The organism is Butyricicoccus porcorum (genome assembly GCF_051246315.1).
Classification (GTDB): domain Bacteria; phylum Bacillota; class Clostridia; order Oscillospirales; family Butyricicoccaceae; genus Butyricicoccus_A; species Butyricicoccus_A porcorum.
On the sequence record NZ_CP178353.1, the window covers coordinates 810,165 to 826,009 of the forward strand.

Sequence of the window (15,845 nt, forward strand, 5' to 3'; positions counted from 1 at the left end):
AAAAGCAGTTGAAATGAGAATGATTCCGAGTCTGTTCCGCCGCACAGACTCGCACATGAAATGGAGGAAATGCAATGGGCTTCAGCAAAGTAACCGATTCCATCCTGTATGTCGGTGTCAATGACCATGAAATCGATCTGTTTGAGGGACAGTATGTTGTTCCGAACGGCATGGCATACAATTCCTATGTTATTCTGGACGAAAAAAACGCCGTTATGGACACGGTCGACATCCGCTTCGTACAGGAGTGGCTGGACAATATCGCCGCCGCTCTCAATGGCAAAAAGCCGGATTATCTGATTATCCAGCATATGGAACCGGATCACTCTTCGAGCATCGCAGAATTTCTGAAGGTTTATCCGGATGCCATCGTCGTCGGCAACGCAAAGACCTTCACGATGATGCAGCAGTTCTTCGGCGCAGATGTCGCACCGAACCGTGAGGTTGTCGCAAACAACGGCACGCTGTCGCTGGGCAACCGCACACTGACCTTTGTCTTCGCACCGATGGTTCACTGGCCGGAAGTCATGGTGACCTATGACGCACAGGACAAGGTTCTGTTCTCCGCGGACGGCTTCGGCAAGTTCGGCGCACTGGATGTCGAGGAGAGCTGGGCATGCGAAGCTCGCCGCTATTACATCGGCATTGTCGGCAAATATGGCGCACCGGTTCAGGCGTTGCTCAAGAAGGCCGCTGCACTGGATATCGCAAAAATCTGCCCGCTGCATGGCCCGATCCTGACCGAGGATCTCGGGTATTACATCAATCTGTACGACATCTGGTCGTCCTATGGCGTCGAGTCCGAGGGCGTCATGATCGCGTATACCTCTGTTTACGGCAACACCAGAAAGGCTGCCAAGCTGCTGGCGGACAAGCTCACCGCAAAGGGCTGCCCGAAGGTTGTCCTGACCGATCTGGCGCGCTCCGATATGGCCGAGGCTGTCGAGGATGCGTTCCGTTACGGCAAGCTGGTACTCGCGAGCACGACATACAACGGCGAGGTCTTCCCGTTCATGCGCACCTTTATCGAGCACCTGACCGAGCGCAACTATCAGAACCGCACGGTTGGCATCATCGAAAACGGTTCGTGGGCACCGATGGCGGCAAAGGTTATGACCGGTCTGCTTGAGAACAGCAAGAACCTCACCTGGCTGGACACCGTTACCATCAAGTCCGCCCTCACCGCGGAAAACGAGGCACAGCTGGATGCCATGGCAGACGCCCTGCTGTAAGCTCTCAAATTTCAAACAGCATAGAAAAACAGGCTGGCAGAGCAACTCTGCCAGCCTTTGCTTTTGCAATACAGCCATGTTACAGGTATTGATACTGTTTCCGGTACCGGAGAATGCAGAAGAGCGCCACCACCAGCGCAAGCAGCTCTGCCGCCGGGATCGCAAGCCATACGCCGGATACGCCGCACAGCTTTGGCAGCAGTTCAATGGCCGCGATAAGAAACACAAATGTGCGCAGAAAAGACAAAACCGCGGAAACCATGCCGTTGGACAGCGCTGTAAACAGTCCGGACGCAAAAATATTGAATCCCATGAACAGAAAACCGATGGCAAACAGCTCCATGCCGTCCGACGCGATGGAAAACACTGCTGTCCCGCGCTGCGCGAACATGCCGACAACCGTCTGCGACAGCACGACCGATCCGCCATACGCCAGCAGCGAACACACGACAACAAACAACAGGCTGAGCCGTACCAGTTGTTTCAGCCGGTTCTGGTTGTGCGCACCGAAATGAAAACTGATGAGCGGCGCGACGCCGGAGGTATAGCCGAAGAAAATCGCGGTGAAGAAAAACTGTGCATACAGAACAATTGTAATTGCCGCAACGCCGTCCTCGCCGAGATAGGACAGCATGATAATATTGAACAGATAGGTTGTAACGGCAACGGCGAGATTGGACACCATTTCGGATGAGCCGTTGAGACAGGCGCGCCCCAGCACCCAGCCGCGCATCACCGGACGCACAAAATACAACAGATCATTGTGCCGGCTGAAAAAGTACACCAGCCCGATGACAGTTGGAATTGCCTGCCCGATGCCGGTGGCAATCGCCGCACCGCGGATGCCCATATGCAGCGGGACAATCAGCACATAGTCGAGCACCATATTGGCAATGCCGCCGAGCAGTGTCGAGGCCAGACCGAGATGTGGCCTGCCTGCCGTCGTGAAAAAGAACTGAAACAGGATTTGCAGCATACAGCACGGTGTGAACAGGCTCATAAAAACCAGATAATCGCGGCAATAGCCATACAGTGCATCGGTCGAGCCGAGTGCCCACACAATCGGATCGACAAATACAATCGACAGTATGGCAATCACAATTCCCAGTCCGGCAGAAAAGGCAACCAGCAGAGAAAAGCTCTGGCGCGCCAGCTCCGGTTCCTTTTCCCCCATCTGCCGCGCTGTGACCGCACTGCCGCCGGAAGCCAGCATAATACCCACTGCAAGTACAAAATTGATGAGCGGGAAAACAATATTGATGGCGGAAAGTGCATCTGTACTGACAAAATTGGACACAAACCCGCCGTCTACCATGGTATAAAACGAATTGAATAACATCATCAGCATGCCCGGCAATGTAAACCGCAGCACAAAGCCCGGTGTAATCGGGCGCTCAAACGAATTCATACATCCTCCTTTTTTCCTTCTGATTCTTTTGGGTAAGTCTCTCTACTATAGCGCCCACTGTCACCCTTGTCAAGACGGGCATCAAAGCATTTGACGGAAGCGCCGGTTCACGGTACAATAGACGGGAAGATGACACAAATCGGAGGAATTTTGAATGAACAATGAAAATGCCGCATGGTTCCGTCGCGGCATGAAAAATGGCGTGCCGATTGCACTGGGTTATTTTGCAGTCTCCTTTACGCTGGGCATTGCCGCAAAAAATGCCGGGCTCAACGCCATACAGGGTGCACTTGCCAGTGCGACAACGCTCGCCAGTGCCGGACAGTTTGCAGGCTTCAACGTCATTGCCGCCGGTGCGACCTATGTCGAAATGGCAGTTATGATGCTCGTCATCAATGCGCGTTATCTGTTGATGTCCTGCTCGCTCAGCCAGAAGCTCGATCCCGATCTGCCGCTTTTCCACCGCCTGCTCATCGGCTGGGGTATTACGGACGAAATGTTCGGTGTGTCAAGCTGTGTACCGGACAGGCTCAATCCATTTTATCATTACGGCATGATGGCGCTTTCTATCCCGGGCTGGACGCTCGGCACTGTGCTGGGCATTGTCGTCGGCAACATTCTGCCTGCCAATGTTGTCAGTGCGCTCGGCGTCGGTTTATATGGCATGTTTCTGGCCATTATCATCCCGCCCGCACGACAGAATCGTGTCATTGCGGGACTGGTTGCCGTTTCGATGGCGGCGAGCTTTGCCATGGCCAAGCTGCCGATGCTGTCCGGTATTTCCTCCGGCATGCGCACCATTATTCTCACCGTCGTCATTGCAGGCATTGCCGCTGTCCTGTTCCCGATTCATGAGGAGGAGGAAACCCATGCAGCATAATCCCTATCTGTACATCGCCGTCATGGCAGGCGTGACCTATCTCATCCGAGTGCTGCCGCTGACGCTCATCCGAAAGGAAATCAAAAACAAAACCATCCGTTCGTTTTTATATTACGTGCCGTATGTCACACTCGCGGTCATGACCTTCCCCGCCATTCTCGATGCGACGGGCAGTGTGTGGTCAGGTGCGGCAGCATTGCTCGTCGGCATTGTGCTCGCCTGGTGCGGCGGCAGCCTGTTTCAGGTCGCCGTCACTGCCTGTGCAGTGGTATTCGTGTTGGAGCTGTTCCTGTGCTGACAGGGAGTTTTTGAATACGAACTGTATAAATTTTTATATAAAATACAAATCTAAGCATTGTAAGGGGGAAACTGTGTGAGCCGGCAGAAGCAGGACGGGGAGCATTACACCCGGTTCAATCGAATATTGAAATCCCGGGCGGTGCAGCTGCTGCTCGACCGCATGGATGACGGCACATATCGGGAATTCCTCGCCGACTGGCGATGGATTTTTTCGTTTTCTGCAAACTATAAGCGCTCCATTCTTATTTATACGCTGATGGGCATATTCAGCACCTCAATGGGTCTGGTATCCTCTGTCGTGAGCAAATACCTCATCGACATCATCACCGGCTATCAGATCAACCGGTTGTGGGTACTCGTTGCCGCGATGATCGGCAGCACAGTATTCAGCCTTGTCTTTTCCAGCCTGGTCAGCCGCTATTCCGCCCGCCTGAGCATTTCCGTGGGCAACGATATTCAGGCCGAAATTTTTGACAAAATTATGGATGCCGACTGGCTGAAGCTCAACGGTTATGCCAGCGGTGACCTGCTCAACCGCTTTAACAGCGATGTCAACACCATTGCAACCAATGCGGTTTCATGGATACCCAATGTCATCATCAGCCTGTATTCGTTTTTTGCCAGCTTTGCCGTCATCCTGCATTACAACACGACAATGGCATGGATTGCCTTTCTCAGCGCGCCTGTGCTGCTGGTCAGCAGCCGGTTTCTCATGCGGAAAAATCGGGAATACCGCAGGCATGTGCTCGAATTGAACAGTGAAATGATGAGCTTTGAATCCGAAGCATTTTATAATATCGATACCATCAAGAGCTTCGGTATCATGGGCTTTTATGGCGAAAAATTGCGCAGCTGGCAGAAAAAATACAAAGACTGCAATCTGGATTACAATCTGTTCAGCATCAAGATGAATATCTGGATGTCACTGCTCGGTGCCGCAGTCAGTTTTATTGCATTTGCCTATTGTCTGTTCCTGCTGTGGACAAAATCCATCAGCTACGGCACGATGACACTGTTTTTGCAGCAGCGCGCCAAGCTGAGCAGCGACTTCAATTCCCTCATCGGGATTTTCCCCAGCATGCTCAACAGTGCCGTATCCGCACAGCGTGTGCGCGAGCTGCTTGAGCTGCCGAAGGAAGAACACGCCCTGGAAACCACGCACCAGCTGGAGGAACTGGCAGATGACGGCTTTACCGTCTGCATGCGCGGCGTATACTTTTCTTATACCGAAGGCTCTTCTGTGCTGACGGACAGCGATTTTCTCGCCTGTCCGAATGAAATTGTCGCGCTCGTCGGCCCGAGCGGTGAAGGAAAAACCACCATGCTGCGCATGATTCTCGGCCTGATTCATCCGGACGGCGGCACGGCAGTGCTCATTGACAGCACGGGAAATGAAATCCCGATGAATGCCGACCTCCGCCGGTTTTTCTCGTATGTCCCACAGGGCAATACGATTGTATCCGGTACCATTGCAGAAAACCTGCGCATGGTGCGCGAGGATGCGACAGATGAGCAAATAATTGATGCGCTCAAAATTGCCTGTGCCTGGGATTTTGTCCGCAACCTGCCGGACGGCATCCACAGCCCGCTCGGCGAACGCGGGCGGCGTGTCTCCGAGGGACAGGCACAGCGCATTGCCATTGCACGTGCTGTTCTGCGCGACTGTCCGATTCTGCTGCTGGATGAAGCGACCAGTGCGCTGGATGTCGAAACCGAACGCCGCGTGCTGAAAAATATCATCCAACAGCGTCCGAACAAAACCTGCATTGTCACGACGCACCGTCCGAGCGTGCTCGGCATGTGCCGTCGCGTCTACCGTGTCAAAAACACCCGCGTCACTGAGCTGGACGAAGCGGAATCCGCCCGTCTGGTACAGGACTGGTAACCATCTGGGAAAGGAGCACACTGCATGTCCCGCTCACAGGACCCGCTCACCCGGCTGAGCAAATTCATCAGCCTGATTCTGCGCCACCATCCGGAGGCCATCGGCATTGTGATCGATGAACACGGCTGGGCGGACACGCAGGAGCTGCTGGACGGCATCAATGCGACCGGAAAGCACCGCATTTCCCTTCCGGTTCTGGAGGAAATCGTGCGCACGGACAGCAAGCAGCGCTACAGCTTCAGCGAAGACAGGCGCAAAATCCGCGCCAATCAGGGGCATTCCATTCCGGTCGATCTCGAGCTGTCCCCCAAAATGCCGCCTGCCGTACTGTACCACGGCACAGGGCTGAAATATGTCCCATCGATTGAACGGCAGGGCCTGCTGCACATGCGGCGGCTGTATGTCCACCTGTCACGCGACATCGACACCGCCGTGGCTGTCGGCCAGCGGCACGGCACCTGCTTTGTCTATCGCGTGGATGCCGCGCAGATGGCGCGCGACGGCTTGCTGTTTTATGAATCGGTCAACCATGTATGGCTGACGGAGCATGTTCCGGCGCGGTATTTACACCCAATTGATGGATAACCGTAAGAATTTTGAAAGAAACCCGCAATCTGGCATTCAAATCCGCATGATAGCATAGGTGTCAAAGATCAGAAGGAAGGGAATACCTGTGCTGTCAATTGTATCGATATTTGAAAATTATCTCGTCGTGCTCCCGGTATATCTGCTACTCGGCTGGCTGCTGTGCCGGTTATACCGCAAACGTGGCATTGCCTATGAAACGGGCTTCATCATAGGCTGGCAGGTGCTGGCGGTCTATGTATGCGCCGTGTTTTATTTCACAGGCACCGGAGGGCTGGATGACATCCAACGGTTCGGGCTGTCCCAGCTCAGCAGCGGTTCAGTCAACCTCCTGCCATTGCACGACGGCGGCGGCGCGATGGGCATGGCACTCAATGCGCTGCTGTTTGTCCCACTCGGCATGCTGTTGCCGCTGCTGTGGAAGGACTGCCGCCGCTGGTATCGCACCGCAGGCGCAGGCTTCCTACTGTCATTGCTCATCGAGCTGAGCCAGCTGTTCAATTTCCGGGCGACGGATATTGACGATTTGCTCATGAACACGCTCGGCACACTCGCTGGGTACGGTGTCTGGCAGCTGCTCGCCCGCAGAATCCCCCAGTTCGAGGCGAATGCTGCGGGAAAAACTGCCTGCGCTGCTGTCGGTAGCCTGTGCACGATGTTTGCCATACAGTTTATCCTTGCAGGCCCTCTGGTTTCCCATATCGCTCTTTCGCTGTACGGATACTGACTGCACACTTTCCCTGTCCGCGGCACCCGTACAGCCATTCGTGTATCAAATGCCCGAAAGCAATAGCCCTCCGCGCCGCCCTGTTGGTGATGTTCCCATGGCGGTGCGGTTTTTTTACGCGAAAATTCACAAAATTGGTGATATCACTTGAACATTTTTATCAAATGGTTGTATAATGAAAATACCACCTGCACCCCGTGCAGAAGCGGTGTCAGTAACGTGTAAATATTTATTTTTGGAGGGAACACCAATGTTTGAGAATCTGATTTCCGTATTGAAGGCAGATCGCAGAACGATTGTTTTCACCGAGGGTCCCGACCCGCGTATTCTGGAAGCAACCGCACGCCTGCTGAAGGAAGGCCTGATGGATGTTATCCTGATCGGCTCCGAGGATGAAGTCAAGGGCGCTGCCGCTGTCGGCAACTTCAATATCGAAGGCGCTGAGATCATTGATCCGGCAACCTATGGCGAAATGGACGCTATGGTTGAGAAGATGGTTGAGCTCCGCAAGGGCAAGATGGATGCAGACGCATGCCGCGCTGCTCTGTCCAAGGGCAACTACTTCGGCACCATGCTCGTCAAGATGGGCAAGGCTGACGCTCTTCTGGGCGGTGCTACATATTCCACCGCTGACACCGTTCGTCCGGCACTCCAGCTGATCAAGACCAAGCCGGGCAACAAGATCGTATCCTCCTGCTTCATTCTGTGCCGCCCGGCAGCGGACGGCAGCGATGAGCTGTATGCAATGGGCGACTGCGCAATCAACATCAATCCGGGCGAAGACGACCTGGTAGAAATTGCTGTTGAAACCGCACGCACCGCAAAGGCATTCGGCATCGACCCGAAGGTTGCTATGCTGTCCTATTCCACCATGGGCTCCGGCAAGGGCGACACCGTTACCATGATGCGCAATGCAACCGACAAGGTCAAGGCAACCAATCCGGACTTCGCTGTTGACGGCGAACTGCAGTTCGACGCGGCATTCTCCCCGGTTGTCGCAAAGACCAAGGCAAAGGATTCCCCGGTTGCAGGCCAGGCAAATACCTTCATCTTCCCGGACATCAATGCCGGCAACATCGGCTACAAGATTGCACAGCGTCTGGGCGGCTTCGAGGCATTTGGCCCGATTCTTCAGGGTCTGAATGCACCGATCAACGACCTGTCCCGCGGCTGCAATGCTGAGGAAGTTTACAAGATGGCGATTATCACCGCTGGTCTGAAGTAAAAGCATTACCATGAAATCGGTACAGCCGCTGTCCCTCTGGACAGCGGCTGTCTGCATCCTGATATGAAAATGTGGGGAATGAGAACAATGGGGAGCCAAAAGCCTGTCAGCAGGCGGGAACGCCTGTATGAAATCATCGCCAAAGACCAGGGACAGGACAAATTCAGTCGGTGGTATGACCGCTATATCCTTGTACTGGTCTGCCTGAGCGTGGTGCCGCTGGTATTCAAAATCTGGACGCAGGGCATTGTCCTGCTCGACCGCATTGTAACCGGCCTGTTTATTCTGGATTACCTGCTGCGGTGGATTACGGCAGATTTTGACCCGCGCTTCCGTGGCCTGCCGAACAAGGAAGCATTTTTGCGCTACCCGCTCACACCGATGGCAATCATTGACCTGCTCTCCATCCTGCCTGTCATCACCACCTTCCGGCTGCTCCGCGGAATGAAGATTTCGCTGACAACCTTTTTGCAGCTGCTGCGGCTGATGCGCGTGTTCCGCTGCATGCGTCTGCTGAAGACCATACGGTATTCCAAAAGCTGCATATACATGTACCGCGCGCTGATGCGTGAACGCAAAATTCTCGCCATGGTGTTGATTGTCGCGGCACTGTATATCTTTGTCTCCGCAGCGGTGATGTTCTCTGTTGAACCGAATACCTTCAGCTCATTTTTCGATGCGCTGTATTGGGCAACGGCAACATTGACTACGGTGGGCTATGGCGATATCCATCCGATGACAGCCATTGGGCGCGGCGTGAGTATGATCTCCGCCATTTTTGGCATTGCCATCGTCGCCCTGCCGTCCGGCATCATCACCGCCAGCTTTATCGAAGAGGTCAACCGCACACGCTACCGCAATGAACGCAAGCTGGAGGCCGAAGTGGCAGAACTGTTGGATGAAATTCGCCAGCTGCGGCAGGAGCAGCGAGAGCGCGGGCTGGAGGAAAAAATCGAACAGATTGCCGCGCAGGTGCAGCAGGTACAGGATGACCGCGAAACCGATGCGGTATTGTTGCAGGATCTGTCCGAGGATTTGAAAAATGCCCTGTATCATGGTAAAATAACCGAGAACAATAACCACTGACACTTGTAACTGGAGGAACAAAAGAAATGGCAGTTCACAGTTCTGTAAAGGAATACCACACCCGTGCACACATGGGTATGATTGACGTAACCGGCGACTTCCAGCAGGCTGTCACCGACGCCTGCCGGGAATGCGGCATCAAGAGCGGCATTGTCACCGGCTTTACCACCGGCGGCGTTGCCGCTCTGACGACGCTTGAATTTGAGCCGGGCATGGTAAACCATGACCTCAAGGCGGCAATGGATATCTTTTCGCCGTATACCGATGAGCGTGGCCGCGTCATCCCGTATGAGCACCACAACACCTGGCATGATGACAACGGCTCGAGCCACATCAAATCTGCACTGCTCAGCCCGTTTATCACCGTGCCGTTCATCGACGGCCGGATCACGGTCGGCCCGTGGCAGAACCTCACGCTCGTCGAGTGTGACACCCGCGACCGCCACCGCGAAATCGTATTCCAGGTTATGGGAGAATAAGCAAACATGCCTGTACTGTCCAAACCGGACGGCGCAGGCATGTTTTTTTGTTTATACAGCCCTGTGCCGGAACAAACGCTGATATGCACGCAGAAGAGCCGGACGCAGCGGAATGACATGAATCCACACGCGGGCAAAAAATTCCCACCAGAAACTGCCCGGCCCAATCCACTTTCCCTTGCGCTGTACCTTCGTGACCAACGCAAAAATCTGCTCGCGGCGCACCGGGCCTTCGATTTGTGTCTGTGCATCGCCGACGATGTCATAGCCCTCCCGCCGAACGCGGCAGATGCGGTGCATGACATATTGTCCTGTGGCGCGCTGGTAAAACACCATATCGCCCGCACGCAGCGCACGGTCAGGTGCCCGGAAGCAGATGCTGTCCCGCCGATGCACGAGAAACGGAGCCATGCTGTTGCCCGCAACCACCATGCTGACCTCTCGGCCCTCTTCGACCAGACCGCGCAGCATGGAGACATATTCTGTTGTATCGACAACCTTCACGGCAGGCTCTCCCTTCTTGTTTTTGACTTCCCTATGATAGCACAAAACGCAGGCACAAACAACGCCGTCCGCCGGATTCTCCGGCGGACGGCGCACAATATGACATAGATTTTGTTATGCCTTCGATACAGTCGCGCGAACCAAAGAACGCAGCCTCTGCACGCGTCAGCGTACCCTTCGGGTTGAGGTTTCCCGTATTTATGCCGCTCATCACGCCTTCTGAAGCAGCCCACTGCATGGCATTCTGCGCTCGGCCGGACACCCTATGCTTCTGTAATAATCACCGTGAACGGTTCCGACGCGCCCTGCGGGTCAGCGATATACAGCCGTTCATAGCCGTAGCTGCGGACACATGCGCCATCCGTCACCTGCTCCCAGATGACCGGCGGATGGTGCATCAGCCGGTTCTGCCGGACAGCAAACGAAATGCCGGACGCGCGCGCCTGTATCGGCGTGCCGTAATGATAGAACAAATGGAAGCTGATCTCTCCTTCCGGCAGGCCGTCGACGGAGAAATTGTCACTCGAACGATGCTTGTGATCGGACAGGGTGGTCGCCTGGCTGTCGACACGGACAGCAGACTCCACAACAACGGTAAAATCCTTCTGCGCCCCGCGCGGATTGGCAAGATACAGCCGGTCACACCGCATGCCCGGCGCGGCATGTCCGGAACGGATATCGCGCAGGTAAACCGGATCACGGCGCATCGGCTCATCAATCCAGATATCAAACATGACATCCTCTGCCTCGCGCTGTGCAGCCGTGCCATAGTCATAATAGGCGCGGAAAAACAAATCCGCATAGCGTCCATACGCTTCCAGCGAAAAGTTTTCACTCGAACGGTGCAGCTCGCCTGCATACAGGCTGTCGGCACTGGTTATTATCGTCTTCGCTGTCATGGAAATCCCTCCTCCTGCCTGACGCGCATATTGTTACATTCCGTATCTCTGTCATACTATTGTACCATGTACGCTGTGCACCGTCAAGCCGCCGGCAGGCTTACTCCTCCAGATGTTCCAGACCTTGGCTCATGATCGTATGCACATGGTCATCCGCCAGGGAATACACGATATTTTTCCCTTCACGGCGGAACCGCACCAAACGGCTCTGCTTGAGCACACGCAGCTGGTGGGAAATTGAGCTCTGCGTCATGTTGAGCGCCTGTGCAATATCGCCTACGCTCATATCGCTCTCGACCAGTACATACAGGATTTTAATGCGCGTGGAATCGCCGAACACTTTGAACAGCTCTGCGAGATCATACAGCTCCTCCTCCGTCGGCACCTGATCGCTGAGAGAAAAGAAATCCGTGCCCGCCGGCATGTTTTCCAGTTCTTTTTTGTCTACACTCACGGTTCTTCCTCCTCATCGTCATCGACCGGACGCGCTTCCACATCGATAATTTTCTGGTTTTCATAGGTTTTATTTGCGCGGTTCATGCGGAAAATAATAATCAGATCGGACAGGCCGCTGTATACCAGCGCAATACCGATCAGGCGGAAGGTCAGCTCCGCAGTCGAATAGGGGTTCATCAGGATCACCGCACCAAAAACAACCGTAATGATGCCCAGAACCAGCACCGAGGTGCCGGACGGATCACCGAAGCGGCGCAGGCCAATGCCGTGCCGCACATTGACAATGCCATCGATCAACAAAATCAGGCCGACCACAATCGGCAGGATCGAGCTGATGGTTTTGGGCTGGCTGATGACAAAAATACCAGTCCCCGCCGCAATGACACTGATGAGAATCGTGCCCACGCGGGCGACATGGTCGCGCAGACAGCCGAGCACGCCCAACACGCCCCAGGCAATCAACAGCGCACCGATGACATAACATGCAATCTTCAAAAACATATCGGGGAACAGCAGCAGTGCGATGCCCAGTGCAAGGCAGCCGACAGCCGTAAGAATCATACTGCTGCGGATACTGCGGAATGTTTCAAACATAATAAAATCCCTCCTCAAATGCGGCAAATGTACCGCATGGTTTACTTTGATTGTACGGCATCCCACTCGCTGTGTCAATGACCAGCTGTGCTGCCATGTCCCTCTGCCTCCGGAGTGAAAAAATGAATAAACTCTGACAGTTGTGCGCGGCTGCTTGCAATTTCTCCTTATTTGGTGTACTATCATCATTGGGAACTTTTCCCCATCACAAAATCGTTTATAAAATCTAACAGAAGGTGTTTGATATGACGAAAATTGACATTATTTCCGGCTTTCTCGGCGCAGGCAAAACCACGCTGATCCGCAAGCTGCTGGAAGGCCCGCTGAAGGGCAAAAAAGTCGTCCTCATCGAAAACGAATTCGGTGAGATCGGCATTGACGGCGGCTTCCTCAAGGATGCCGGCATTGAAATCACTGAGATGAATTCCGGCTGCATCTGCTGCACGCTGGTCGGCGATTTCGGCAAGGCGCTGCACGATGTCCTCGAGCAGTTCACCCCGGACCGCATCATCATCGAGCCGTCCGGCGTCGGTAAGCTGTCCGATGTCGCCGCTGCTGTCCAGCCGGTACTCAAAGAGGGTGAGGTCGAGATGGGCTGCCTGACTACCGTCTGCGATGCCTCCAAGTGCCGCATGTATATCAAGAACTTCGGTGAGTTCTACAACAATCAGCTGGAGAGCGCAGGCACAATTGTCCTGAGCCGCACGCAGAACATCAGTGAAAAGCGCCTGGATGAAGCATTGAAGCTGATCCGTGAGCACGCGGGTGAGCACACCAGCATCATCACCACGCCGTGGGATGAGCTGACCGGCGAGCAGATTTATGACGTCATGTGCGCCGACGGCCACCAGGCCCTGCTGGATGCCGCCGAGCTGTATGCGCATGAGGAGCATCACCACCATCACCATGACCACGAGCATCATCATCATGACCATGAGGAACATGAGCACCATCATGCGCATGACGAGCACTGCGGCTGCGGTCACGACCACGAGCATGACCACGAACACCATCATCACGACCATGACGAGCACGAGCACCATCATGAGCATCATTATGATGAAAACGGCGTCTGCTCCTGCGGCCATCACCATCACGACCACGACGCGGATGAAGTCTTCACAAGCTGGGGTATGGAAACCGCACACAAATACACGGAGGACGACCTGCGCGCCCGCCTGGAACAGCTGGGGGATACCGAACTGTTCGGTATGGTTCTGCGCGCCAAGGGCATTGTCCCGGCACAGGATGGCGGCTGGCTGCACTTCGACATGGTTCCGGAAGAAATCGAACTGCGCCGCGGCAGTGCGGATTACACCGGTCGCCTGTGCGTCATCGGCTCCGGCATCAAGGAAGACGCACTCGCAGAGCTGTTCGCCTGAGGTACCTGTATGGAAATACCTGTATATTTCTTTACCGGCTTTCTGGAAAGCGGCAAAACCTCATTCATTGAATCCATCCTGAAGGACCCGAATTTTGCCGAAGGCGAGCGCACCCTGCTGTTGATGTGCGAAGATGGCGAAGTCGAATATGATTACGAGCTTCTGCGCGATACCAACTGTGTGCTCAAGCTGGTGGAAAACCAGGAGGATTTCAACCGTCTGCTGCTGCACGAATGCAACCGCAAATACAAGCCGGAACGTGTCATTGTCGAGTGGAACGGCATGTGGAAGCTGTCGGATATCAAGCCCGGCACCTTCCCGAAGAGCTGGACGCTCTATCAGACCGTCACAACCGTGAATGCGCAGACCTTTGACGTCTATTTCCAGAATATGGGCGGCTATATGTTTGAAATGCTCCAGCAGACCGATATGATTGTGTTCAACCGTTCAGATGAAAAGACAAAGGAAATCGTCAAAAACCGCCGTGTGCGCCTGATTAACCGCCGTGCAGACATTTTCCTCGACTATCCAAACGGTGAAAGTGAAGTCTATCAGGAGGATCTGAGCGCAAATCTCGACCTCTCCGCCGATATCGTCGATATCTCGGAATCGGTTTATGGTCAGTGGTATTTCGACGCGATGGAGCACACCGAAAAATATGCCGGACATACCGTGCGTTATCTGTGCCAGGTATATCGTCCGAAGGGCATGCAGAAAAACTGCTTTGCTGCCGGACGGTTTACCATGCTGTGCTGTGCAGAGGATATTACCTTCCTCGCCATGGTATGCAAACATCCATCCGCAGATACACTGGTTGACCGCGATTGGTACATGGTGACAGCGGAAGTCCGCGATGAATTTTTCCCGGAATATCAGGGAAAAGGCCCGGTGCTTTATGTCAAGTCCCTTGTCCCGGCAGAAAAGCCGCAGGATGATATCTGCTATATCAAATAAAATTGTCCCGCATACTTTCCCCTCGATCTTTCTGAAGGATTGAGGGGAATTTTTTTGATTTCGCCCGATCCGGGCAGGATGACAGCGCGTTCCACAAAAAAATATCTATTGATTTCCAGACCGAATTTTTCTGTCATTATATCATTATATTTGACGGAATACAACATTGACTTTGCATTGTTCTCAGACTATTATTTAATTATAAAAGAATTTAAGCAGAATATATCACGCAAAAACGAGATATTTCGACATAATTTTCGTCAAAACAATTTTCTGCCATTTTCCGACAATATTCTCAAATGAAGGGTGTTGGGTATGTGTTCGTTAAAAGAACTTTCAGAAGAATATTTGCATAACGCAGCTGTAATGGAAGCACGCATCCAACAGCTGGAGGCTCAGGCTTCCCGCACGATTTCCCTCGAAGTGCGCCGAAAACTGCGCAGACGGATCAATACCCTGCACATTATGGTATGTGAAAGCCGACAGACTGCATTTCATCTTGAACACTATTATGACAAGCCGGAGGAAGGAGCTGTCTATGTCAAACCAAAGCCACAGCGCGGCAGGCCAAAAAAGAAATTCAGTCGCTACGGATATGGAACTGCGACGCCGGCTCTTGTCATGCATGGCAGAAACGCTGACAAGCCAACAGTATCAGGTATTCGTTCTGAACTTTCTCGAAGGAATGCCGCAAAAGGAAATCGCGGCTGAATTCGGCCTGTCCCGTTCAGCCGTATGTAAAACCGTTGCGGCAGCAAAATACCGCCTGCGTCTTGCGTTGGGCTATACCTTTGAACCGCCTGATCCCGATGAGGATTTCTATGAAACCGAAGTGGATTGACCTGTTTGCATGATCCCGTCCGGCTGCGTCCCCCCAAAGCACACATCCAACGTACTCCTGATTCATTTATATTCTCCCTGTTTTCTCTCTATTTCCTGCCCAGAATATATGCAGCCGGGCGGATCATATAAAAAAGTCCGGACAGCTTGTCCGGACTTTTGCGCTCTATCTGGGAATAACAATTTTGTACAGCCCTTTCAGTCAACTCTCGGCAGGGCAACTGCCGGACCATCCGTCCGGCATGTTCGCTGCGCGCGGAAGCGCGCCAGACGTTTCTTTTGTTCTAATAGAAAAGCCATCAAGCGCTGCATACTTTCAAAAATAAACTGTTTTTCTCAATTCAACTCTCGGTGGGGCAACTGCCGGACCATCCGTCCGGCATGTTCGCTGCGCGCGGAAGCGCGCCAG

General features: G+C 53.7%; 19 protein-coding genes. 13 read left to right on the forward strand and 6 right to left on the reverse strand.

Annotated features, from left to right (window positions below):
- The first annotated feature begins 74 nt into the window (after window positions 1–74).
- On the forward strand, window positions 75–1,232 hold the full coding sequence (locus tag ACLM7Z_RS03925; RefSeq protein ID WP_273349617.1) for an MBL fold metallo-hydrolase: 1,158 nt from the start codon (window positions 75–77) through the stop codon (window positions 1,230–1,232).
- 79 nt (window positions 1,233–1,311) lie between these two features.
- Here the strand turns inward: ACLM7Z_RS03925 and ACLM7Z_RS03930 are convergent, their stop codons facing one another.
- Window positions 1,312–2,640: an MATE family efflux transporter gene (locus ACLM7Z_RS03930; RefSeq protein WP_087016943.1), complete on the reverse strand. Its 1,329-nt coding sequence runs from the start codon at window positions 2,638–2,640 to the stop codon at window positions 1,312–1,314.
- Window positions 2,641–2,794: 154 nt separating this feature from the next.
- On the opposite strand from ACLM7Z_RS03930, the gene ACLM7Z_RS03935 reads away from it, so the two are divergent.
- The 8 genes from ACLM7Z_RS03935 to ACLM7Z_RS03970 all read left to right on the forward strand — a co-directional run bounded on the left by ACLM7Z_RS03935 (window position 2,795) and on the right by ACLM7Z_RS03970 (window position 9,807).
- On the forward strand, window positions 2,795–3,520 hold the full coding sequence (locus ACLM7Z_RS03935) for an AzlC family ABC transporter permease (RefSeq protein WP_087016945.1): 726 nt from the start codon (window positions 2,795–2,797) through the stop codon (window positions 3,518–3,520).
- Window positions 3,510–3,818 (forward strand): AzlD domain-containing protein, encoded by a 309-nt coding sequence (locus tag ACLM7Z_RS03940; RefSeq protein ID WP_087016947.1) that lies wholly within the window; start codon window positions 3,510–3,512, stop codon window positions 3,816–3,818. Before ACLM7Z_RS03935 ends, ACLM7Z_RS03940 begins: the two co-directional genes overlap by 11 nt.
- Before the next feature lie 75 nt (window positions 3,819–3,893).
- A complete protein-coding gene (locus tag ACLM7Z_RS03945; RefSeq protein ID WP_435645608.1) occupies window positions 3,894–5,705 on the forward strand; it encodes an ABC transporter ATP-binding protein in 1,812 nt (603 codons plus the stop codon).
- 24 nt (window positions 5,706–5,729) lie between these two features.
- Window positions 5,730–6,290: an RNA 2'-phosphotransferase gene (locus ACLM7Z_RS03950; protein WP_087016949.1), complete on the forward strand. Its 561-nt coding sequence runs from the start codon at window positions 5,730–5,732 to the stop codon at window positions 6,288–6,290.
- Between the two features lie 88 nt (window positions 6,291–6,378).
- Window positions 6,379–7,017 carry a VanZ family protein gene (locus ACLM7Z_RS03955; RefSeq protein WP_165760999.1) on the forward strand — a complete coding sequence of 213 codons (639 nt, stop codon included), beginning with the start codon at window positions 6,379–6,381 and terminating at the stop codon, window positions 7,015–7,017.
- A 250-nt stretch (window positions 7,018–7,267) separates the two neighbouring features.
- Window positions 7,268–8,242: a phosphate acetyltransferase gene (pta, locus tag ACLM7Z_RS03960; protein ID WP_087016953.1), complete on the forward strand. Its 975-nt coding sequence runs from the start codon at window positions 7,268–7,270 to the stop codon at window positions 8,240–8,242.
- Window positions 8,243–8,320: 78 nt separating this feature from the next.
- Window positions 8,321–9,328 (forward strand): ion transporter, encoded by a 1,008-nt coding sequence (locus tag ACLM7Z_RS03965; RefSeq protein ID WP_435645609.1) that lies wholly within the window; start codon window positions 8,321–8,323, stop codon window positions 9,326–9,328.
- 26 nt (window positions 9,329–9,354) lie between these two features.
- On the forward strand, window positions 9,355–9,807 hold the full coding sequence (locus tag ACLM7Z_RS03970; RefSeq protein WP_087016957.1) for a YjbQ family protein: 453 nt from the start codon (window positions 9,355–9,357) through the stop codon (window positions 9,805–9,807).
- 51 nt (window positions 9,808–9,858) lie between these two features.
- On the opposite strand, the gene ACLM7Z_RS03975 is transcribed toward ACLM7Z_RS03970, so the two are convergent.
- The 5 genes from ACLM7Z_RS03975 to ACLM7Z_RS03995 all read right to left on the reverse strand — a co-directional run bounded on the left by ACLM7Z_RS03975 (window position 9,859) and on the right by ACLM7Z_RS03995 (window position 12,260).
- Window positions 9,859–10,311, reverse strand: coding sequence for a S24/S26 family peptidase (locus ACLM7Z_RS03975; protein WP_242969756.1), 453 nt, complete (start codon window positions 10,309–10,311; stop codon window positions 9,859–9,861).
- A 31-nt stretch (window positions 10,312–10,342) separates the two neighbouring features.
- Window positions 10,343–10,549, reverse strand: a complete 207-nt coding sequence (locus ACLM7Z_RS03980; RefSeq protein WP_407922946.1) for an S-layer homology domain-containing protein — start codon at window positions 10,547–10,549, stop codon at window positions 10,343–10,345.
- Between the two features lie 25 nt (window positions 10,550–10,574).
- A complete protein-coding gene (locus ACLM7Z_RS03985) occupies window positions 10,575–11,210 on the reverse strand; it encodes a hypothetical protein (RefSeq protein WP_087016961.1) in 636 nt (211 codons plus the stop codon).
- Window positions 11,211–11,310: 100 nt separating this feature from the next.
- Window positions 11,311–11,634: an ArsR/SmtB family transcription factor gene (locus ACLM7Z_RS03990; RefSeq protein ID WP_087017004.1), complete on the reverse strand. Its 324-nt coding sequence runs from the start codon at window positions 11,632–11,634 to the stop codon at window positions 11,311–11,313.
- Window positions 11,635–11,660: 26 nt separating this feature from the next.
- Window positions 11,661–12,260, reverse strand: coding sequence for an HdeD family acid-resistance protein (locus ACLM7Z_RS03995; protein ID WP_165761001.1), 600 nt, complete (start codon window positions 12,258–12,260; stop codon window positions 11,661–11,663).
- A gap of 245 nt (window positions 12,261–12,505) precedes the next feature.
- On the opposite strand from ACLM7Z_RS03995, the gene ACLM7Z_RS04000 reads away from it, so the two are divergent.
- From ACLM7Z_RS04000 to ACLM7Z_RS04015, 4 genes are all read left to right on the forward strand, one after another.
- Window positions 12,506–13,642 (forward strand): GTP-binding protein, encoded by a 1,137-nt coding sequence (locus ACLM7Z_RS04000; protein WP_087016965.1) that lies wholly within the window; start codon window positions 12,506–12,508, stop codon window positions 13,640–13,642.
- 9 nt (window positions 13,643–13,651) lie between these two features.
- Window positions 13,652–14,596: a TIGR03943 family putative permease subunit gene (locus tag ACLM7Z_RS04005; RefSeq protein WP_087016968.1), complete on the forward strand. Its 945-nt coding sequence runs from the start codon at window positions 13,652–13,654 to the stop codon at window positions 14,594–14,596.
- A 315-nt stretch (window positions 14,597–14,911) separates the two neighbouring features.
- Window positions 14,912–15,307 carry a hypothetical protein gene (locus ACLM7Z_RS04010; protein WP_273349635.1) on the forward strand — a complete coding sequence of 132 codons (396 nt, stop codon included), beginning with the start codon at window positions 14,912–14,914 and terminating at the stop codon, window positions 15,305–15,307.
- Window positions 15,222–15,437 (forward strand): sigma-70 family RNA polymerase sigma factor, encoded by a 216-nt coding sequence (locus ACLM7Z_RS04015; protein ID WP_242969757.1) that lies wholly within the window; start codon window positions 15,222–15,224, stop codon window positions 15,435–15,437. Before ACLM7Z_RS04010 ends, ACLM7Z_RS04015 begins: the two co-directional genes overlap by 86 nt.
- Window positions 15,438–15,845: the final 408 nt, after the last annotated feature.